This is a genomic window from Microbacterium sp. ZW CA_36 (genome assembly GCF_044987475.1).
GTDB lineage: Bacteria > Actinomycetota > Actinomycetes > Actinomycetales > Microbacteriaceae > Microbacterium.
Genome location: NZ_JBJDRL010000007.1, coordinates 63,177 through 82,406, shown reverse-complemented (window position 1 = coordinate 82,406; position 19,230 = coordinate 63,177). Strand labels below are relative to the sequence as shown.

Below are 19,230 nucleotides of genomic sequence, written 5' to 3'. Positions count from 1 at the left end.
GATACCACGGATGAGACGCGCCAAGATCGTCGCCACCCTTGGGCCCGCCACGTCGACATATGAGATGGTCCGCGCGATCATCGATGCCGGCGTCGACGTCGCCCGCTTCAATCTGAGCCACGGGGACTACTCGGTCCACGACAACAACTTCGCCAACGTGCGCAAGGCCGCCGACGACGCGGGACGAGCGGTCGCGATCCTCGTCGACCTGCAGGGTCCGAAGATTCGCCTCGGCAAGTTCGAGAACGGACCGCACGAGCTCGCGGTCGGCGACATCTTCAAGATCACCACCGACGACATCCTGGGCACCAAGGAGATCGTCAGCACCACGTTCAAGGGCCTCCCGAACGACGTCAAGCCGGGCGACTTCCTCCTGATCGACGACGGCAAGGTGCGCGTCGAGGTCGTCGAGACCGACGACACCGTCGTCACCACCAAGGTGATCGTCGCCGGCCCGGTCTCCAACAACAAGGGCATCAACCTCCCCGGCGTCGCCGTGAACGTGCCGGCGCTGTCCGAGAAGGACGAAGCCGACCTCCGCTGGGGCCTGCGCGCCGGCGCCGACCTCATCGCGCTGTCGTTCGTCCGCGACGCGAAGGACGTCCAGCGCGTCCACGTCATCATGGCCGAGGAGGGACGACACGTCCCGGTCATCGCCAAGATCGAGAAGCCCCAGGCGGTCGACAATCTCGAGGAGATCATCGACGCGTTCGACGGCATCATGGTCGCCCGTGGCGACCTGGGCGTCGAGCTGCCGCTCGAGGCCGTCCCGATCGTGCAGAAGCGCGCGGTGGAGCTCTGCCGCCGCATGGCGAAGCCCGTCATCGTCGCGACGCAGATGCTCGAGTCGATGATCGAGAACCCCGTCCCGACCCGCGCCGAGACGAGTGACGTCGCCAACGCCGTGCTCGACGGCGCAGACGCGGTCATGCTCTCGGGCGAGACCAGCGTCGGCAAGTACCCGGTCGGCGTCGTCGAGACCATGGCGCGCATCGTCGACTCCACAGAGGAGCACGGCCTGGACCGCATCCTGCCGCTCACGACGAAGCCGCGCACCCAGGGCGGCGCCATCACGCTGGCCGCGATGGAGGTCGCGGAGTTCGTCGACGCGAAGTTCCTCTGCATCTTCACCGAGTCGGGCGACACCGCCCGTCGCATGTCGCGGCTGCGCCCGCGCATCCCCATGATCGGCTTCGCACCCGAGCCGGCGATCCGTCGTCGCATGGCGATCACCTGGGGCGTGCAGTCGACGCTCGTCGAGCATGTCGCGCACACCGACCTGATGTTCATCCAGGTCGACGACTACCTGCTGTCGAACGACCTCGCGAAGGTCGGCGACAAGGTCGTCGTGATCTCGGGATCGCCTCCCGGGATCATCGGCTCCACGAACGACATCCGCATCCACAAGGTGGGCGATGCGGTGCACGGCAAGGCGCCGATCTACAAGACACGGGACTGACACCTCCCTCCACCGGACGGCTGCGACCACTACTGTGGTCGCAGCCGTCCCGGCATTTCTTCGAGAAAGGTGGCGCCGATGTTCTTCGGTGACTTCTGGTGGTTCCTGCTGTGGAGCTTCTACTTCATCGCCTACCTGTACGTGGTGATCGTGATCATCACGGACCTGTTCCGCGACGAGAACCTCAACGGCTGGCTCAAGGCGCTGTGGATCATCGCCCTCGTGTTCGTGCCGTTCCTCACGGCGATTGTCTACATCATCGCCCGCGGCAAGGGGATGGCCGCCCGTGCCCAGGCCGCCCGCGGGGGAGTCGTGCCCGAGTCCGACGACTACCACCCGGCCGCATCGTCGAGCCCGGCGGAGGACATCGCGAAGGCGAAGGCCCTCCTCGACGCCGGCACGATCTCTCAGGGCGAGTTCGACGCCCTCAAGAGCAAGGCGCTCGGCCACCAGTACTTCGGCGCGTAAGCCCGCACACTCAGCAGAGCGGATGCCTCAGGTCGAGGCATCCGCTCTGCTGTGTGTGCGGCGGGTACAGGCTCAGCTGATCTTCTTGCGATAGATCGACATCGAGATCACGTAGCCGACGACCAGGATGCCGACCAGCCACGCCATCGCGACCCAGATGTCGCTGCCGACGGGCTCACCCGCGAACAGTGCGCGCATCGTGTCGACGATCGAGGTCACCGGCTGGTTCTCGGCGAACCACTGCACAGGTCCCGGCATGCTCTCGGTCGGGACGAAGGCGGAGCTGATGAACGGGAGGAAGATGAGCGGATACGAGAACGCACTCGCGCCGTCCACCGTCTTCGCCGACAGTCCCGCGATCACCGCGAGCCACGTGAGCGCCACCGTGAACAGGACGAGCATGCCGATGACCCCCAGCCAGGCGCCGAAGCCGGCGCCCGTGCGGAAGCCCATGAGCAGCGCCACGCCGATCACGACGGCCAGGGAGACCATGATCGACACGAGCGAGGTCAGCACATGCGCCCAGAGCACTCCCGACCGTGCGATGGGCAGCGACTGGAAGCGCTCGAAGATCCCGCCCTGCATGTCGAGGAACAGCCGGTACGCCGTGTACGCGATGCCGGAGGCGATCGTGATGAGCAGGATGCCGGGCAGCATGTAGTCGATGTACGACCCCGTGGTGAGGGTGCCCGTGTCGATCGCCCCGCCGAAGACGTAGACGAACAGCAGCATCAGGGCGATCGGGGTGACCGCTGTGGTGATGATGGTGTCGGGGCTGCGCAGGATGTGCCGCAGCGACCGGCTGGTCAGAACCGCGGTGTCGCGGATGGTGTGAGCGGTCATCGTCCTTCCTTCCGTGTCGTGGGAGCGCCGGCCTCGGCGTCTCCGGGTTCTGCGGGCTCTTCCTCGCCGGTCAGCGCGAAGTACACGTCCTCGAGGCTCGGCTGCTTCTCGACGTACTCGACCTTCGCGGGTGGCAGCAGCTTCTTGAGCTCCTGCAGGGTGCCGTTGACGATGATGCGCCCCTTGTGGAGGATCGCGATGCGGTCGGCGAGCTGCTCGGCCTCGTCCAGATACTGCGTCGTCAGCAGCACGGTCGTGCCGCCGCGGGTGAGCTCCTTGACGGCGTCCCACACTTCGATGCGCGCCGCCGGGTCGAGGCCGGTCGTCGGCTCGTCCAGGAAGATCACCGGCGGGTTGCCGATGAGGCTCATCGCGATGTCGAGCCGGCGGCGCATGCCGCCGGAGTAGGTCGACGCCCTGCGGGAGCCGGCCTCGGTGAGCGAGAAGCGGGCGAGGAGCCCGTCGGCGATCCCGCCGGGGTCGGGGAGGTGCCGCAGCTGGGCGATGAGCACCAGGTTCTCGCGTCCGGTCAGGACCTCGTCGACAGCGGCGAACTGGCCGGTGAGACTGATGGTCTCACGCACCTTCTGCGACTGGGCGACGACGTCGAACCCCGCGACGGCTGCCGTGCCGGCATCCGCCTTGAGAAGCGTCGCCAGGATCCGCACGACCGTGGTCTTGCCGGCGCCGTTCGATCCGAGGAGCGCGAAGATGCTTCCGCGCGCCACCTCGAAGTCGACGCCGCGCAGCACGTGCAGGTCCTTGTACGACTTCTCGAGCCCCTGGACCTTGATGGCGGTGTCGGTGGTCATTTCCCTTCTCCCTTCTCTGCCTCGTCGATCGCCTTGTTCAGGCGAGCGCGCTCCTTGTCGATCCACTGCTTGCCGGAATACGCGGCGGTGAAGTCCTCGGCGAACGTCGAGGGCTCGTCGCCGACGATGTCGCGCACGGGCGTCCCGTCGGCTGCGGCGCGCTCCCAGAGGTCGGCCGAGTCGCTGAGCATCTGCATCATCGTGTCGCCGTCGGTCATGCCGCCGGAATACATGAAGTACCGATCCAGCGCCTTGGCGGCTGCGCGGTAGGGCTCGGGGAGAGCCTCGATGCGCGCCTTGTACTGCCGGTACTGCTTCTTCTGCTCGAGCGAGCCGGTGACGATCTCGTACCACTTGGCGGCCATGATCAGTTCTCTTCCTTCAGGTTGTGGGGTTCGTTGTCTGCGTTCTGGTGGTGGAGCTGTTCGATGCGTTCTGCGAGGAAGCTCCATGTCCTCCAGAACTCCGCGAGCTGCTCGCGGCCCTGCGTGTTGAGGGAGTACACCTTTCGCGGCGGACCCTTCTCCGAAGGGACCTTCTCGACGTCGACGAGGCCGCGCTGCTCGACCCTGACCAGCAGGGCGTACACCGTGCCTTCGGCGATGTCGGAGAAGCCCTGGTCGCGCAGCCACGAGGTGATCTCGTACCCGTAAGCGGACCGGCCGGACAGGATCGCCAGGACGATCCCCTCCAGCGTGCCCTTGAGCATCTCGGTCTCCTGCTTGCCCATCTCGCACCTCCTCAGTACTCAGTGATGTTGACTACTGGTAGACAGTAACACTAGGTACCGGTACTTAGCAACACCGAATACCAAACTTCCTCGAAGGCACCGCGAACACAGAAGAGCGGATGCCTCGCGATCGAGGCATCCGCTCTGCGGGATGTTGAAGGTGCCGGTGGTGGGAGTCGAACCCACACGCCCTTGCGGGCAACCGAGTTTGAGTCGGTCGCGTCTGCCATTCCGCCACACCGGCCCGCGCGGCATGCCGCGCGTCCGCGAACGACCATACCGTAGGATTCAATGGTGACTGAGCAGGAGCAGACCGCCGCATCGACGGCATCCACCCCCCGCCGCGTCGTGGTCGCCGAGGACGAGTCGCTCATCCGACTCGACATCGTCGAGATCCTCCGCGACAACGGCTTCGACGTGGTCGGAGAGGCAGGCGACGGTGAGACCGCGGTGGCGCTGGCCACCGAACTGCGCCCCGATCTGGTGATCATGGACGTGAAGATGCCGCAGCTCGACGGCATCTCGGCCGCTGAGAAGCTCAGCAAGAACCACATCGCCCCGGTCGTGCTGCTGACCGCCTTCAGCCAGAAGGAGCTCGTCGAGCGCGCGAGCGAGGCGGGCGCCCTCGCCTACGTCGTCAAGCCGTTCACGCCGAACGACCTGCTGCCGGCCATCGAGATCGCCCTCGCCCGCTACGAGCAGATCATCACGCTCGAGGCCGAGGTCGCCGACATGGTCGAGCGCTTCGAGACCCGCAAGCTCGTCGACCGGGCCAAGGGCCTGCTCAACGAGAAGATGGGGCTCAGCGAGCCCGAGGCCTTCCGCTGGATCCAGAAGGCCTCGATGGACCGCCGCCTCACGATGCAGGACGTCGCCAAGGCGATCATCGAGCAGCTCGCGCCCAAGAAGGGCTGACCACACACCTCTTGCAAGAGCGGATGCCTCGATCGAGGCATCCGCTCTTCTCATGTCGCCGGCGACAGCGCCTTGATGTGGTTCGTGATGCGCACGGTCGAGCAGCGGCGGCCCTGATCGTCGGTCATGACGATCTCGTGGACGGTGAGGCTGCGACCGAGGTGGATCGGCGTGCACACGCCCGTGACGTACCCGGAGGTCGCCGAGCGCGTGTGCGTGGCGTTGATGTCGACGCCCACGGCGAGGCGTCCCGGACCGGCATGGAAGTTCGCGTGCATCGATCCGAGCGACTCGCCCAGCACCACGTAGGCGCCGCCGTGGAACAGGCCGACGGGCTGCGTGTTGCCCTCGACCGGCATGCGGGCCACGGCGCGCTCGGGCGTGAACTCCAGCCACTCGAAGCCCATCTTCTCGGCGAGAGCGCCGATCCCACGCCCCAGCGCCCATTCGACTCCGTCGACCGCGGCGGGGGAGTGGTCGGGCATGGCTCACCTTCGGATCGGGTCGGCAGTGGGGCGCTGCGACGCGGAAATCGACTGTCGTCGGCCCTGACTAGGCTTGCAGGGTGACGGACTCCGCAAAGCCTACCCTTCTCGTCGTTGACGGCCATTCGCTGGCATATCGGGCGTTCTACGCACTCCCGGTCGACAACTTCTCGACGAAGGACGGGCAGCACACGAACGGGATCTACGGGTTCCTCGCGATGCTGATCAACCTGATCAAGGCCGAGAAGCCGACGCACCTCGCGGTCGCCTTCGACACGTCGCGCCAGTCCTTCCGCACCCGCGAGTACACCGAGTACAAGGCCAATCGCTCCGAGACGCCCTCCGAGTTCAAGGGCCAGATCCCGCTGCTGCAGGACTGCCTCGCGGCGATGAGCATCCGAGTGCTCCAGCAGGAGGACATCGAGGCCGACGACATCCTCGCCACCCTCGCCACGCAGGGCGTCGCGAACGGCTTCCGCGTGCTCGTGTGCTCGGGCGACCGCGACACCATCCAGCTCGTCAACGACGACGTCGTCCTGCTCTACCCGAACGTGCAGGGCGTCTCGCAGCTGAAGCGCTACGACCGCGACGCGGTCATCGAGCGCTACGGCGTGCCGCCCGAGATGTACCCCGACGTGGCGGCGCTCGTCGGCGAGACCAGCGACAACCTGCCGGGCGTGCCGAAGGTGGGCGAGAAGACCGCCGTGAAGTGGCTGAACCAGTTCGGCTCGCTCGACGCCCTCCTCGACGGCGCGGACGCCATCAAGGGCGTCGTCGGCGGCAATCTGCGAGACCACATCGAAGACGTCCGCCGCAACCGCCGTCTCAACCGCCTCATGACAGACGTCGAGCTGCCGCTCGGCCCCGACGACCTCGAAGTCCAGCCGATGGACGCGCAGGCGGTGCGCGACATCTTCTCGCGGCTCGAGTTCAAGACGCTGATCCCGCGCGTCGCCGAGCTCGCCGGCATCGAGCAGCAGATGGCCGCGGTCACCTCGGCCGCGGCCGAGCTCGCGCCGATCGCGACCGAGCTCGCGCCGGCGGACTTCGCCGCGTGGCTCGCGAACCGCGACGGCGAGGTCGGCGTGACCATCGCAGTCGAGGGCGGTCTGCCGGCACGCATCGGCGTGGCGACGGCGGATGCCGCGGCCGAGGCGTCGTGGAGCGCGGAGCTCGCCGCTGCGCTCGAGCCCTGGCTCGCGTCCGACGCGCCGAAGGCGTTCGCCGACGCGAAGCCCCAGGTGAAGGCGCTCCGCCGCGCCGGCCTGCGCGTGGGCGGCCTGGCCTTCGATGTGATCATCGCCGGCTGGCTGCTGCGGCCGAGCTTCCCCGACAAGACGCTCGCCGATCTGGTCGACCGCTACCTCGACGAGAAGCTGCCCGAGGCCGACCCCGCACAGCTCGTGCCAGAGACCGAGGGCGCCACCACCGGCCAGCTGTCGTGGTACCTGGTGCGCGTCGTAAACGCGGTGCGGGCCGAACTGCCCGACAGCGTCGCGGCCGTGCTCACCGACATCGAACTGCCGACCCTGCACACGCTCGCCGACATGGAGCTCGCCGGCGTCGCCGTCTCGCACGAGAGGCTGTCGGCGTTCTCCGGCGAGCTCGGCGCGCGTGCGGACGCCCTCGCCGTGCAGGCGTACGCCGCCATCGGCCGCGAGGTCAACCTCGGCTCGCCGAAGCAGCTGCAGGAAGTCCTGTTCGACGAGCTGCAGCTGCCGAAGACGCGCAAGACCAAGACCGGGTACTCGACGGATGCCGCAGTCCTGGCCGACCTGCAGGAGACCAACCCGCACCCGTTCCTCGATCTGCTGCTCCAGCACCGCGAGGCGACGAAGCTGCGCCAGATCATCGAGTCCCTCGACAGTGCGATCGGCGGTGACCGCACCACCGGCGCGGACGGACGCATCCACACCACGTACGTGCAGACCGGCAGCCAGACCGGCCGGCTCTCGAGCACCGACCCGAATCTCCAGAACATCCCCATCCGCACCGAGGAGAGCCGCCGCATCCGCTCCGCGTTCATGGTGGGCGAGGGGTACGAGACGCTGCTCACCGCCGACTACTCGCAGATCGAGATGCGCATCATGGCGCACCTCTCAGAGGATCCGGGCCTGATCGAGGCGTTCAACTCGGGCGAAGACACGCACCGGTTCGTGGGCTCGCGGGTGTTCGGGGTCGCTCCCGAAGACGTCACCCCGGCGATGCGCACAAAGGTGAAGGCGATGTCGTACGGCCTCGTCTACGGCCTCTCCGCGTTCGGGCTCTCGAAGCAGCTGCGCATCGAGCAGGCCGAGGCGAAGCAGCTGATGATGGAGTACTTCGCCCGCTTCGGCGCCGTACGCGACTACCTCCGCTCGTCGGTCGAGCAGGCCCGCATCGACGGCTACACCGAGACGATCTTCGGACGGCGGCGCCCGTTCCCCGATCTCGCCAGCCCCAACCGCGTGCTGCGCGAGAATGCGGAGCGCGCCGCGCTCAACGCCCCGATCCAGGGCAGCGCGGCCGACATCATGAAGATCGCACTGTTCCACATCCACGACGACTTCGCGGTCGAGCAGCTGCGTTCCCGGGTGCTGCTGCAGATCCACGACGAGCTCGTGATCGAGGTGGCACCGGGGGAGTGGGATGCCGCCGAGCACATCGTCCGCACGCGCATGGGCGATGCGGCGCAGCTGTCGGTGCCGCTCGACGTGCAGATCGGCCGCGGCGACGACTGGAACGCCGCCGGCCACTGATCGGCCGGCGCGGTGCGATCCGCGATCGGACCGGCATTCTCGTTTGTCGGCACCGCGTCTCATGCCTAGGCTCGGAGCCATGACAGACGAAACCCGCACGCCCACGCAGATCGACAAGATCGCTGATGCGTGGGTCGACACCCTCGCCGAACTCGAGCCGACGCTCGCGACCTACATCGGCCGGTCCGAGTACAACGACCGATTCGGCGACTACAGCCCGGCCGGTCAGGAGCGCCTCGTGGAAGAGGGACGCAAGACGCTGGCCGCCCTCGAGGCCTCGGCCGTCGCCGACGACGTCGACGCCGTGACGAAGGACGACCTCTCGAGAGAGATCCAGCTGGAGCTCGACCTGCACGATGCGAAGTGGCATCTGCGCGACATCAACGTGATCGCCTCGCACGCGCAGAACATCCGTTCCGCGTTCGATCTCATGCCGACCGCCACCCCCGACGACTGGTCGGTGATCGCCACGCGTCTCGGCGCGGTCTCCGGTGCGATCGACGGATACATCGCCACCCTCCGCGAGGGGATCGACCAGGGCGTCGTGCCCGCGCGGCGCCAGGTGGTCGAGGTCGCCACGCAGATCGCCCGCTACACCGCCGACGGCGGATTCTTCGCGACGTTCGCCGCCGAGGCGGCTCCCGAGGAGGGTCAGCTCCCGGCATCCCTCGCCCGTGAACTGGCCGACAACGCCAACGCCGCGCGGGTCGCCTACGACGAGCTCGCGTCGTTCCTGAGCGGTGAGCTGGCACCGGCGGCGGGGGAGAAGGACGCGGTCGGCCGCGAACTGTACGCACTGCACTCGCGGCGGTTCCTCGGGGCGACGATCGACCTCGACGAGACGTACGAGTGGGGTGTCGAAGAGCTCGCCCGCATGGTCGCCGAGCAGGAGTCGATCGCCGACGAGATCAAGGCCGGCGCCACGGTCGAAGAGGCCGTCGCATTCCTCGAAGAGGACGCGAGCCGCAAGCTCTACGGCACGGACGCGCTGCAGAAATGGATGCAGGAGACCAGCGATCGCGCGATCGCCGAGCTCGGCAAGACCCACTTCGACATCGCCGAGCCGATCCGCAGCCTCGAGTGCATGATCGCGCCGACGAAGGAAGGTGGGATCTACTACACCGGCCCGACCGACGACTTCTCGCGCCCCGGCCGCATGTGGTGGTCGGTGCCGGAGGGCGTCGAGGAGTTCGACACGTGGCGCGAGCTCACGACGGTGTACCACGAGGGCGTCCCGGGACACCACCTGCAGATCGCGCAGGCCGTGTACAACCGCGCGCAGCTGAACACCTACCGCCGCCTCCTCGCCGGGACCTCGGGGCACGCCGAGGGCTGGGCCCTGTACGCGGAGCGGCTCATGGAGCAGCTGGGCTACCTCTCCGATCCCGCAGACCGGCTCGGCATGCTCGACGGCCAGCGCATGCGCGCGGCCCGCGTCGTGCTCGACATCGGCGTGCACCTCGAGAAGCAGCGCCCCGACGGTCAGGGACCGTGGGACGCCGACTTCGCCCTCGAGTTCATGCTGCGCAACGTCAACATGCCCGACGAGTTCGTCCGGTTCGAGGTGAACCGCTACCTCGGCTGGCCGGGTCAGGCGCCGTCCTACAAGGTCGGCCAGCGCATCTGGGAGCAGCTGCGCGACGAGGTCGCCGAGCGCGAGGGCGCCGACTTCTCCATCAAGCAGTTCCACAAGCGCGCGCTGGATCTCGGCGGAGTAGGACTCGACACGCTGCGCATGGCGCTCTCGCGCTGAGTCCGCGTCCCGGTCGTTGAGCGAGCTTGCGAGTCGAAACGCAGAGACGATTCGCCCCGGACCCGGCGCAGCCCGTCGGCCTGATGCGTTTCGTCTCGGTCGCTGTGGCGCTCCCTCGCTCAACGACCGGAACCGGCGGCGCCCAGCAGTCGCAGCACCTCACGGTCGCTCGTCTGACCGAAGTGGTCGTAATACTCTCCCACCGCCCAGAAGTCGGATTCGCGGTGGGGGCACACGAAGTCGTCGACGGCGTCCGCCGGTGCGATGAAGCGTTCGGGCGCGACGGGGACGGCGAGCACGACCCGGTCCGGATGGCGAGCCCGCACCGCCCGGCAGGCGGCGACGGCGCTCGCGCCCGTCGCCACGCCGTCGTCCACCACGAGCGCGGTCCGCCCCGTCAGGTCCACGACGCGAGACCCATAGACATCCGTCCGCCGCGCCAGCTCGTCGCGCTCTGCCGCCTCGACCCGCTCCAGATCCGTCGGTGACATGCCGGCCCAGCGCAGGGCGTCGGGCGTGACGATCCGTACACCTTCGGCGATCGCTCCGACGGCGAACTCCTCGTGCCCGGCCGCTCCGAGCTTGCGCACGACGACGGCATCCAGCTCCAGTCCCAGCGCTTCGGCGACCGCCGCGGCGACGACGACGCCCCCGCGAGGGATGCCCAGGACCACGGCATCCGTTCCTCGCCACTCCACGAGCGCGGTGGCGAGCTCTCGTCCGGCGGCGCGGCGATCCGCGAAGAGGGCCATGCCCACCACGCTACGCTCGCGGCGGCCGTGCGTCTCGGGGAATGCCGTAGCCGCGTCGCAGGTTCATGCAAGCGAATAGAAGGAGAGGGCCATGACCTCCATCGACCCCGCGAGCCTCGAGCTCGGACTCGACACCTTCGGAGACGTCACGCGCGACGTCTCCGGCGAGCTCATCAGCGGCGCGCAGACGATCCGCAACGTCGTCGAGCAGGCCGTCCTCGCCGATCGCGTCGGCCTGTCTTTCTTCGGGGTGGGGGAGCACCACCGCCGCGAGTTCGCCGTCTCCAGCCCCGAGATCGTGCTGGCCGCCGCAGCCGCGCGCACCGAGCGGATCCATCTCGGCACAGCCGTCACCGTGCTCTCGAGCGACGACCCGGTGCGCGTGTTCGAACGGTTCTCGACGCTCGATGCGGTGTCGAACGGCCGAGCCGAGGTCATCCTCGGGCGGGGATCGTTCATCGAGTCGTTCCCGCTGTTCGGCTACGACCTGCGCGACTACGAGGCGCTCTTCGACGAGAAGCTCGACCTCTTCTCGCAGCTGCTGGCCGAGAAGCCCGTCACGTGGAGCGGCACTTTGCGCGCTTCGCTGGACGCCGCGGATGTGTTCCCCAAGACGGAGAGCGGACTGCGCGCGTGGGTCGGTGTCGGTGGCACGCCCGAGTCGGCCGTCCGCGCCGCCCGGTACGGATACGGACTCATGCTCGCCATCATCGGCGGTCCCGCCGCTCGCTTCCGGCCGTTCGCCGACCTCTATCGCCGGTCGCTCGACACCTTCGACCAGCCGCAGCTTCCGGTCGGGGTGCACTCACCGGGCCACATCGCCGAGACCGACCAGCAGGCGTGGGACGAGGCATACGAGGGTTTCGAGGCGATGAACAATTCGATCGGCCGCGAGCGCGGCTGGCCGACCTATAACCGCCTTCGCTTCCAGCACGACGTCGGCCCCGAGGGCGCGCTGTACGTCGGCTCACCGGAGACGGTCGCCCGCAAGATCGCCGACACCGTGCAGACGCTGGGCGCGTCGCGCTTCGACATGAAGTTCTCGACGGGAACGCTGTCGCACGAGAAGATGCTTCGCTCGATCGAGCTGTTCGGCACCGAGGTCGCACCGCGCGTCCGCGACATGCTGTCGTAGCGCCCGCTCGGGCTCCGGCATCCGTAGCATGACGCTATGACGGATGCCGGGACCCGCACGTCGACGCTCTCGGAGCGGCTCGACCGACTGCCGTTCACCCGCGTGCACCTGCGCGTGCTCACCGGTTCGGGGATCGGCTGGGCGCTGGACGCGATGGACGTCGGCCTCATCTCGTTCGTGATCGCCGCACTCGCCGCGCAGTGGAACCTGGTTCCGAGCGAGACGGCGTGGATCGCGTCGATCGGCTTCGTCGGCATGGCCATCGGGGCGAGTGTCGGCGGTCTCCTCGCAGACCGCTTCGGGCGACGACAGGTGTTCGCGCTGACGCTTCTCGTCTACGGCGTCGCGACGGGCGCGAGTGCGCTGGTCGGCGGTCTCGCGGCGCTCCTGGTGCTTCGCTTCCTCGTCGGGCTGGGCCTCGGCGCCGAGCTGCCGGTCGCGAGCACCTACGTCAGCGAGTTCGCCCCCGCCCGGATGCGCGGCCGGCTCATCGTGATCCTCGAGGCGTTCTGGGCGGTCGGCTGGACGCTCGCGGCACTCATCGGCTACTTCGTGATCCCGGCGTCCGAGAACGGGTGGCGCTGGGCGTTCGCGCTCGGGGCGATCCCGGCGGTGTACGCGCTCATCGTGCGCTGGGGGCTGCCCGAATCGGCGCGCTGGCTGGAGCGTCGTGGCCGCTTCGCCGAGGCCGAGTCCGTGGTCCGGACGTTCGAGGTGGCGGCGGGCTCCTCCGCGGCGGCAGCGCCGGCACGCGCCGATGTGCCCCCCGCGGCGGCGACCTCCCTTCGACAGCGCCTGGGCGCGCTGTGGGCCCGCGAGTTCCGCGTGCGCACCGCGTGCCTGTGGCTCGTCTGGTTCTGTGTCAACTTCTCGTACTACGGCGCCTTCATCTGGATCCCCTCGATCCTGGTTGCGCAGGGGTACGACCTCGTGCGATCGTTCGGCTTCACCCTGGTGATCACGCTCGCTCAGCTGCCGGGGTACGCGGTGGCCGCCTGGCTGATCGAGGTGTGGGGGCGGCGGCTCACGCTCTCGGTGTTCCTCGTCGGCTCGGCGGTGTCGGCCGTCTTCTTCGGCACCGCCGCGGGGCCGGGGGCGATCATCGCGGCGGGTATGGCGCTGTCGTTCTTCAATCTCGGCGCCTGGGGCGCGCTGTACGCCGTGACACCGGAGATGTACCCCACCTCGCTGCGGGCGACCGGCACGGGATGGGCTGCGGGTGTCGGACGCATCGCGTCCATCGTCGCGCCGCTCGTCGTGCCGCCGCTGCTGCTCGCCGGCGGTGCCCCCGTGCTCTTCGTCGTGTTCGCCGTCTTCTTCGCCATCGCGGCCGCAGCCGCGTGGGGACTCGTCGATCGTCGCGGCGTCGCGCTCGACGACCGGTGACCGTGGCCGGACGCTCGCTCGGCCGGCCGTAGGCTGGAGCCCGTGGCATCCGTTCGATACGTCGCAATCGGCGACTCCTTCACCGAAGGTGTGGGCGACGAGCTCCCCGACGGGCACGTGCGCGGCTGGGCCGACCTCGTGGCACAGGGCTGGGCCGACGCCGCAGGCGAGCCGATCGAGTACGCCAACCTGGCGATCCGGGGCAAGCTCGTGTGGCCGATCGTCGAGCAGCAGCTGGAACCGGCGCTCGCCCTGAAGCCGACCCACCTGTCGTTCAACGGCGGTGGCAACGACATGCTGCGGCCACGGACGAGCATCGCGCACGTCCTCGCCGCGTTCGAGACGGTGGTCCGCCGATGCGATGAGGAGGGCGTGCACCTCATCGTCCTGTCGGGCGCGAATCCCACGGGGCAACTGCCGCTGCGGCGGGTCATCCAGCGGCGCGGCGACCTGCTGTCTCACGCCGTCGAGAAGCGCCTCGCATCGCGCACCGACGTCGTTCAGGCGTACAACTGGTTCGACGAGGAGCTCGCGACCCCGCCGTACTGGTCGGAGGATCGCCTGCACATGAACGCGCGTGGCCATCATCGCGTCGCCGCCCGCGTCCTGGACGCGCTGGGCGTGGAGCCCGTCCCGCAGGAATGGTGGTCGCTGCCACCGTTGCCACCCCGTGGCACCCGTGGCGCGGCGTACTATCGCGAGCACGTCGGCCCCTGGGTGCGCCGTCGCCTGACCGGCACGTCGTCGGGCGATGGCCGCGAGGCGAAGTTCGGGCAGTGGACCGAGTTCGCACCCCGCGCGCACTGACCGACAACGCGACTCACCAGTGCGGCGGACTCTGCGCAGTGCCCCTTGCTCAGGCCGCCTTGCCGGTCACCGCGTAGGTCAGCTCGGCGAAGGCACCGGTCTGGCGCACCGACGTCAATTCGAGGCGGTCCGGGCGCAGGTTGCGGGGAAACAGCGGCTTGCCCGAAGACAGGGTCGCCGGCGCGACGGAGACCCGGATCTCGTCGAGCAGGCCCGCGTCGGCGAACTGGCCGGCGAGATCGCCGCCGCCCACGACCCAGACATCAAGCTCACCCGCCGCCTCGCGGATCGCCGGCCAGACGTCGCGGACCTCTCCGGAGGCGAAACGGATGTCGACGCCCGGCACCACCGGCTGCTCCTTGCGGGAGAACACCCATGTCGGCCGGCTGCCGTAGTACGACGGCCATTTCTCGGGGTGTGCCACGAGGTCCTCGTGCTCCAGCACCCAGCGGTAGGTCGACGAGCCCTGCACGAGCACGCCGATGCCCGAGAGGAAGCGCTGGAAGTCGTCATCACCGCCTTCGCCGCCCGGTGCGGCGAAGAGCCACTCGAGCGAGTCCTGATCGTCGGCGAGGAAGCCGTTGAGCGTAGTGGCGGTGTAGAAGATCACTCGGGGCATGCCGTCACCGTACTCGCCACGTCGGACAGAGTGTTGACGCGTATTCAACCGTTCGGTATTGTACTGATTAGTTGAACAAGGAGGCGAGATGACGGACGCACTGAGCCTGACGTTCTCGGCGCTCGCCGATCCGACCCGTCGGGCGATCCTCGCCCGGCTGAGCGAAGGCGAGGCGACGGTGGGGGAGCTCGCCGCACCGTTCGACATGACTTTCGCCGCCGTGTCGAAGCACCTGCGTGTGCTGGAGGGAGCGGGGCTGGTCACGCGGGGCCGCAACGCCCAGTACCGGCCGGCTCGGCTCGACGCACGTCCGCTGGCGGCGGCATCCGATTGGATCGGCGGCTACGCGCAGTTCTGGGAAGACAGCCTGGGCGCCCTCGATCACTATCTCAACGCCCTGCAGCAGCTGGGCACCCGTACCGACACCCCGACAGGCGGCGACGCCGCACCCACCGAGAAGGAGAACGACAATGACTGAGTACTTCACCGTCACGCGCACACTGCAGGCGCCGCGCGAGCTCGTGTTCGAGACGCTGACGAAGCCCGAGCACTTCGCCGTATGGTTCGGCACGGCGGCCGTCGAGGTGCCGCAGGACACTTTGACGATGGACGTGCGCCCGGGCGGCGCCTTCCGTGCGGTCATGCTGCTGCCGGACGGCAACCGGATCGATTGGGCGGGGGAGTACCAGGTGGTCGAACCGCCCTCGCACCTGGCGATGACGCTCACCGACCAGCCGGGCGACGACGCCGGACTGCCCGTGCTGTTCGACCTGGAGGAGACAGGCGACGGCACCGTGCTGACCATCCGTCAGGACCGCAGCGACTTCTCGGACGAGCAGGTCGCTGCCACCATCGCCGGCTACAACGCGTTCATCGACGACATCGAGGACGTGCTGGCGCAGCTCCAGAGCGTCTGAGGCCACAGCGCCCGGATCAGAGTGCGCCCGGACGGCGCAGTGCGCTCATCGCGAGCGCGCTGCCCGCCCGGGCGCTCTCGCATGCGTCGGCGCCGCTGAGCGCCGCGACGATGTAGCCTGCCGCGAAGGCATCCCCGGCTCCGGTGGAGTCCAGCACGTCATCGGCTCGCTCGACGGCCACAGAATGCGACTGCCCGTCCACGCGGACGAGCACCGGTCGGGCGCCGCGCTTCACCACGTACACACCCTCCGGCTCGACACCGAGTCCGGCCGTCAGGCGTGCCTCATCCTCGTTGGCGAAGACGACATCGGGGCGGACCTGCGCGAGAATGCGTCTCAGCTCCGCACTGCCGAGATCCCGCAGCGTCGCCACGCTCGACAGATCGAGACTGACGCGGGCGCCATCGGCAGCGGCGCGCGTCGCGGCATCCGTCACCGCGTCTCGAGAGCGTGGCGATGCGAAGCCGTACAGCGGCAGATGAACCCACTCGGCGCCGGCCGTCCACGCGGGATCGACCGGGCCGAGCTCCGCCGCCGCACCACGGTCGGTGATCATCGTGCGCTCGCCGGCGGCGTCGACGAGAACGACGATCGAGCCGGTGCGGCCCCCGCGCTGCACCTTGACGTCGACGTCCGCGGCCACAAGCTCGCCGACGAGCGCGTGCCCGAGCGTGTCGTCTCCCACGCAGCCGATGAAACGCGACTGATGCCGCGGCGCCGCGGCAGCGGCGACGTTGGCGGCGCTGCCTCCTCGCGTGAGGCGCACCTCGGCAGGATTGTCGGTGCCGCGCTCGAGCGCCGCCCCGCCCAGCACGATCAGGTCGGCGACGAGGTCGCCGATCACCACGATCATCCGGTGGTGTCCGCGAGGGCCGTTGCGATGCGCGCACCGAGACCCACGTTGCCTCGGTACACCTCCACGTTGACGTCGAGGCTGCGACCACCGGTCTCGCGCTGGAGGAAGTCGAGCAGGAACGGCGTCGTGTCGTGGCCGGAGACGCCGCTCGCATTCGCGGCGGAGAGCGCGCGCGCGAGCACATCGTCGTGCAGGGCCGGATCCAGCTGGCGCTCGGCGGCGACAGGGTTGGCGACGAGCAGCGTGGACGAGATGCCGAGGCCGTCGCGCACGCGCGCGATGGCCGCGATCTCGGCGGGGGAGTCGACCGAGTACTCGATATCGTGCCCCGAGTCGGCGATGTAGAAGCCGGGATAGTCGGTGGTGCGGTAGCCGACGACGGCGAGGTTGAGCGTCTCGAGCCGCTCGAGTGTGAGCGGGATGTCGAGGATCGACTTGACGCCTGCGCTGACGACCACGAGCGGCAGGCCAGCCAGGGTCAGCAGATCCGCGGACTCGTCGAAGGTCTGCGGGGCACCGCGGTGGACGCCGCCGAGGCCCCCCGTCGCGAAGACGCGCAGACCGGCGCGAGCCGCGAGGTATCCGGTCGCCGCAACCGTGGTGCCGGCGCTCAGCCCCTTCACGGCGACGACGGGGATGTCGCGGACGCTCGCCTTGACCACGTCGTCCGCGGTCGAGAGCTGCTCGATCTCGTCGGGGGACAGCCCCACGGTGGGGCGGCCGTCCACCACCCCGATGGTCGCCGGCACGACGCCGAACGCGCGCACACGCGCTTCCGCTTCGAGGGCGACGTCCAGGTTCCTCGGGCGGGGAAGCCCGTGCGTGAAGATCGTGGACTCGAGCGCGAGAACCGGCTCACCGGCCGCGATAGCCTCCCGGACCTCTGCGGCGATGAAGAGGGGAGCGGACACGGGCATCCTTTCGATCCGGACCAGCTGCGGACCCGGATAAGGTCACAGTACCGATCTGACGCCGCGACTCGCCGAGACGTTCTGTTCGACATCCCGCCGGAAGCGGTCAGCGTCGACGACGCGGCGCGCGGGGCGGCTCCAGCCCGAGCCGGATACGGGTGCGCTTGCGCTCGATCACGATGAACGTGCCGCCGAGGAGCCACAGCGGCACCTGCATCAGGAAGGCGATCCGGAAGGCGTCGAGGTTATAGGTCGCCGGCGTGCCGGCGCCCTGCAGGTCGAGCGCGAGGCCGATGAGCAGGATCGCCAGCAGAGCGGCGAGGAAGCCGCCCGCGTTCGTCACACCTGTGGCGGTGCTGAGGCGATGCGATGGGTTGTGGGTGCGCGCGTGGTCGAACGCGATCATGGAGGCGGGTCCGCCGGTCGCCAACGCGACCGCCAAGGCGAGCAGCAGCCAGAGCGGCGCCGGTCCCGGATACGCGATCACCGCGAGCCAGGCGACGGCCTGCACGGCCACCGTCGGCAGCACGAGGGCGCGCGAGCGCAGGTGCGGCACTCGCCGCGAGATCTCACCCATGATCGGCCCCAGCGCCATGCCCACCACGACGTACAGCGACATGATCGAGGCGGCCTCTGCCGTCGTGCGCCCTTCGCCCGCGGTGAGGAACGGCATGCCCCACAGCAGCACGAACGCGGTGCCGGCGAACGGAGTCGTGAAGTGCGACCAGAACGCGAGTCGCGTGCCCGGGTGAGCCCAGGCGGCACGGATGCCGACCCCGGTGTCGACGGACGATGTCACGACCCGTATCGCACCGGTGTCGGTGTCGACCGACACGTCCTCGTCGCGGTCGGGTGGGTGATTGCGGATGAGGAGGAACACGAGGATCGCGAACAGCACGCCGAGACCGGCGATGCTGCCGAACGTGATCGTCCACGACGTGGCGTGCAGCAGCGCGGCGAGGGGGATGAGCGCGACCAGCTGGCCGGACTGCCCGACGATGCCGGTGAGCTGCACCATGATGGGTCCGCGCTGGGCGGGGAACCAGGTGGCGATGAGACGCAGCACACCGGGGAAGATCGCGGCGTCGCCGGCGCCCAGCAGCATGCGCGCGAGGATCGCGACCCCGACGCTGGGGGAGATGGCCATGGTGAGCTGGCCCACCGCCATCAGCAGCATCCCCACCGTCATGATCGGGCGCGCGCCATAGCGGTCCAGCAGCACCCCGACGGGGATCTGCATGCCGCCGTAGACCGCCAGCTGCACGACAGCGAACAGTGACAGGGTGGCCGCGTCGGCGTCGAAGCGCGCGGCCGCGTCGACGCCGACCGCGCTCAGTGACGAGCGGTTGGTGATCGCGAGGACGTACGCGGCGACCCCGACCGTCCAGATCGCCCAGGCTCGCAGTCCCGGCCCCGTCGCTCGGGGACGGGACAGACTGTGCACCATTCCACAGTAGTCACCGCCGCGGATGCCACGATCGAGACCGAGCGGCTCGGACAGCGCACGCGGAACCGCTGTCACACCAGGGGACGCATCCGTCGTCTGTCAACCCCCTCTTCCGTCACGCGCCGATGCGCCAGCGTAGGGGTGGGACAACGCGTCCCGAGCTAGGGGAGGGCTGATCGCCGCGCCCCGGAAAGGAC

The 19,230-nt window shown here is 69.0% G+C and carries 20 protein-coding genes and 1 tRNA gene; 10 read left to right on the top strand and 11 right to left on the bottom strand.

The features are described 5' to 3' along the window. Nucleotides 1-10: 10 nt before the first annotated feature. Both pyk and ACI3KX_RS05600 read left to right on the top strand, forming a co-directional pair. On the top strand, nucleotides 11-1,459 hold the full coding sequence (gene pyk, locus ACI3KX_RS05605; protein ID WP_308867311.1) for a pyruvate kinase: 1,449 nt from the start codon (nucleotides 11-13) through the stop codon (nucleotides 1,457-1,459). A gap of 78 nt (nucleotides 1,460-1,537) precedes the next feature. Continuing rightward, the gene (locus ACI3KX_RS05600) at nucleotides 1,538-1,927 is read left to right on the top strand and encodes an SHOCT domain-containing protein (protein WP_349427579.1); all 390 of its coding nucleotides are present in this window, start codon (nucleotides 1,538-1,540) and stop codon (nucleotides 1,925-1,927) included. Nucleotides 1,928-1,999: 72 nt separating this feature from the next. On the opposite strand, the gene ACI3KX_RS05595 is transcribed toward ACI3KX_RS05600, so the two are convergent. The 5 genes from ACI3KX_RS05595 to ACI3KX_RS05575 all read right to left on the bottom strand — a co-directional run bounded on the left by ACI3KX_RS05595 (nucleotide 2,000) and on the right by ACI3KX_RS05575 (nucleotide 4,556). Further along, entirely contained in the window at nucleotides 2,000-2,770 is a 771-nt protein-coding gene (locus tag ACI3KX_RS05595) for an ABC transporter permease (protein ID WP_349427580.1), read from the bottom strand. Next, nucleotides 2,767-3,582, bottom strand: a complete 816-nt coding sequence (locus ACI3KX_RS05590) for an ABC transporter ATP-binding protein (protein WP_404908485.1) — start codon at nucleotides 3,580-3,582, stop codon at nucleotides 2,767-2,769. The genes ACI3KX_RS05595 and ACI3KX_RS05590 overlap by 4 nt, the downstream gene beginning before the upstream one ends. Next, on the bottom strand, nucleotides 3,579-3,947 hold the full coding sequence (locus ACI3KX_RS05585; protein ID WP_349427582.1) for a DUF1048 domain-containing protein: 369 nt from the start codon (nucleotides 3,945-3,947) through the stop codon (nucleotides 3,579-3,581). The genes ACI3KX_RS05590 and ACI3KX_RS05585 overlap by 4 nt, the downstream gene beginning before the upstream one ends. Before the next feature lie 2 nt (nucleotides 3,948-3,949). Continuing rightward, nucleotides 3,950-4,312 carry a PadR family transcriptional regulator gene (locus tag ACI3KX_RS05580; RefSeq protein WP_349427583.1) on the bottom strand — a complete coding sequence of 121 codons (363 nt, stop codon included), beginning with the start codon at nucleotides 4,310-4,312 and terminating at the stop codon, nucleotides 3,950-3,952. A 161-nt stretch (nucleotides 4,313-4,473) separates the two neighbouring features. Then, nucleotides 4,474-4,556: transfer RNA gene (locus tag ACI3KX_RS05575), tRNA-Leu, on the bottom strand. Nucleotides 4,557-4,603: 47 nt separating this feature from the next. On the opposite strand from ACI3KX_RS05575, the gene ACI3KX_RS05570 reads away from it, so the two are divergent. Next, a complete protein-coding gene (locus tag ACI3KX_RS05570) occupies nucleotides 4,604-5,227 on the top strand; it encodes an ANTAR domain-containing response regulator (protein ID WP_109209425.1) in 624 nt (207 codons plus the stop codon). 50 nt (nucleotides 5,228-5,277) lie between these two features. Here the strand turns inward: ACI3KX_RS05570 and ACI3KX_RS05565 are convergent, their stop codons facing one another. Then, the gene (locus ACI3KX_RS05565; RefSeq protein ID WP_349427585.1) at nucleotides 5,278-5,712 is read right to left on the bottom strand and encodes a hotdog fold thioesterase; all 435 of its coding nucleotides are present in this window, start codon (nucleotides 5,710-5,712) and stop codon (nucleotides 5,278-5,280) included. 80 nt (nucleotides 5,713-5,792) lie between these two features. On the opposite strand from ACI3KX_RS05565, the gene polA reads away from it, so the two are divergent. Next, the gene (polA, locus tag ACI3KX_RS05560; RefSeq protein WP_404908481.1) at nucleotides 5,793-8,450 is read left to right on the top strand and encodes a DNA polymerase I; all 2,658 of its coding nucleotides are present in this window, start codon (nucleotides 5,793-5,795) and stop codon (nucleotides 8,448-8,450) included. 79 nt (nucleotides 8,451-8,529) lie between these two features. Further along, nucleotides 8,530-10,203: a DUF885 domain-containing protein gene (locus ACI3KX_RS05555; RefSeq protein WP_404908479.1), complete on the top strand. Its 1,674-nt coding sequence runs from the start codon at nucleotides 8,530-8,532 to the stop codon at nucleotides 10,201-10,203. 119 nt (nucleotides 10,204-10,322) lie between these two features. On the opposite strand, the gene ACI3KX_RS05550 is transcribed toward ACI3KX_RS05555, so the two are convergent. Continuing rightward, on the bottom strand, nucleotides 10,323-10,955 hold the full coding sequence (locus tag ACI3KX_RS05550; protein WP_404908477.1) for a phosphoribosyltransferase: 633 nt from the start codon (nucleotides 10,953-10,955) through the stop codon (nucleotides 10,323-10,325). Nucleotides 10,956-11,046: 91 nt separating this feature from the next. Between ACI3KX_RS05550 and ACI3KX_RS05545 the strand changes: the two genes are divergently transcribed. Genes ACI3KX_RS05545 through ACI3KX_RS05535 form a run of 3 tightly spaced genes read left to right on the top strand, consistent with a single transcriptional unit; the run spans nucleotide 11,047 to nucleotide 14,283 of the window. Beyond that, nucleotides 11,047-12,090, top strand: a complete 1,044-nt coding sequence (locus tag ACI3KX_RS05545) for an LLM class flavin-dependent oxidoreductase (protein ID WP_404908474.1) — start codon at nucleotides 11,047-11,049, stop codon at nucleotides 12,088-12,090. A 36-nt stretch (nucleotides 12,091-12,126) separates the two neighbouring features. After that, nucleotides 12,127-13,476 (top strand): MFS transporter, encoded by a 1,350-nt coding sequence (locus ACI3KX_RS05540; protein ID WP_363357416.1) that lies wholly within the window; start codon nucleotides 12,127-12,129, stop codon nucleotides 13,474-13,476. A gap of 42 nt (nucleotides 13,477-13,518) precedes the next feature. Further along, entirely contained in the window at nucleotides 13,519-14,283 is a 765-nt protein-coding gene (locus ACI3KX_RS05535; protein WP_363357417.1) for an SGNH/GDSL hydrolase family protein, read from the top strand. Between the two features lie 49 nt (nucleotides 14,284-14,332). On the opposite strand, the gene ACI3KX_RS05530 is transcribed toward ACI3KX_RS05535, so the two are convergent. After that, on the bottom strand, nucleotides 14,333-14,902 hold the full coding sequence (locus ACI3KX_RS05530; protein WP_404908471.1) for a dihydrofolate reductase family protein: 570 nt from the start codon (nucleotides 14,900-14,902) through the stop codon (nucleotides 14,333-14,335). Nucleotides 14,903-14,990: 88 nt separating this feature from the next. Between ACI3KX_RS05530 and ACI3KX_RS05525 the strand changes: the two genes are divergently transcribed. Both ACI3KX_RS05525 and ACI3KX_RS05520 read left to right on the top strand, forming a co-directional pair. Beyond that, nucleotides 14,991-15,380, top strand: coding sequence for a metalloregulator ArsR/SmtB family transcription factor (locus tag ACI3KX_RS05525; protein WP_363357419.1), 390 nt, complete (start codon nucleotides 14,991-14,993; stop codon nucleotides 15,378-15,380). Further along, nucleotides 15,373-15,819 (top strand): SRPBCC domain-containing protein, encoded by a 447-nt coding sequence (locus ACI3KX_RS05520; RefSeq protein ID WP_349427593.1) that lies wholly within the window; start codon nucleotides 15,373-15,375, stop codon nucleotides 15,817-15,819. Before ACI3KX_RS05525 ends, ACI3KX_RS05520 begins: the two co-directional genes overlap by 8 nt. A 16-nt stretch (nucleotides 15,820-15,835) precedes the next feature. Here ACI3KX_RS05520 and ACI3KX_RS05515 read toward each other — a convergent pair whose 3' ends face one another. The 3 genes from ACI3KX_RS05515 to ACI3KX_RS05505 all read right to left on the bottom strand — a co-directional run bounded on the left by ACI3KX_RS05515 (nucleotide 15,836) and on the right by ACI3KX_RS05505 (nucleotide 19,030). Then, a complete protein-coding gene (locus tag ACI3KX_RS05515) occupies nucleotides 15,836-16,672 on the bottom strand; it encodes a PfkB family carbohydrate kinase (RefSeq protein WP_363357420.1) in 837 nt (278 codons plus the stop codon). Beyond that, the gene (locus tag ACI3KX_RS05510) at nucleotides 16,669-17,592 is read right to left on the bottom strand and encodes a pseudouridine-5'-phosphate glycosidase (RefSeq protein WP_404908466.1); all 924 of its coding nucleotides are present in this window, start codon (nucleotides 17,590-17,592) and stop codon (nucleotides 16,669-16,671) included. The genes ACI3KX_RS05515 and ACI3KX_RS05510 overlap by 4 nt, the downstream gene beginning before the upstream one ends. A 100-nt stretch (nucleotides 17,593-17,692) precedes the next feature. After that, a complete protein-coding gene (locus ACI3KX_RS05505) occupies nucleotides 17,693-19,030 on the bottom strand; it encodes a nitrate/nitrite transporter (protein ID WP_404908463.1) in 1,338 nt (445 codons plus the stop codon). Nucleotides 19,031-19,230 lie beyond the last annotated feature (200 nt).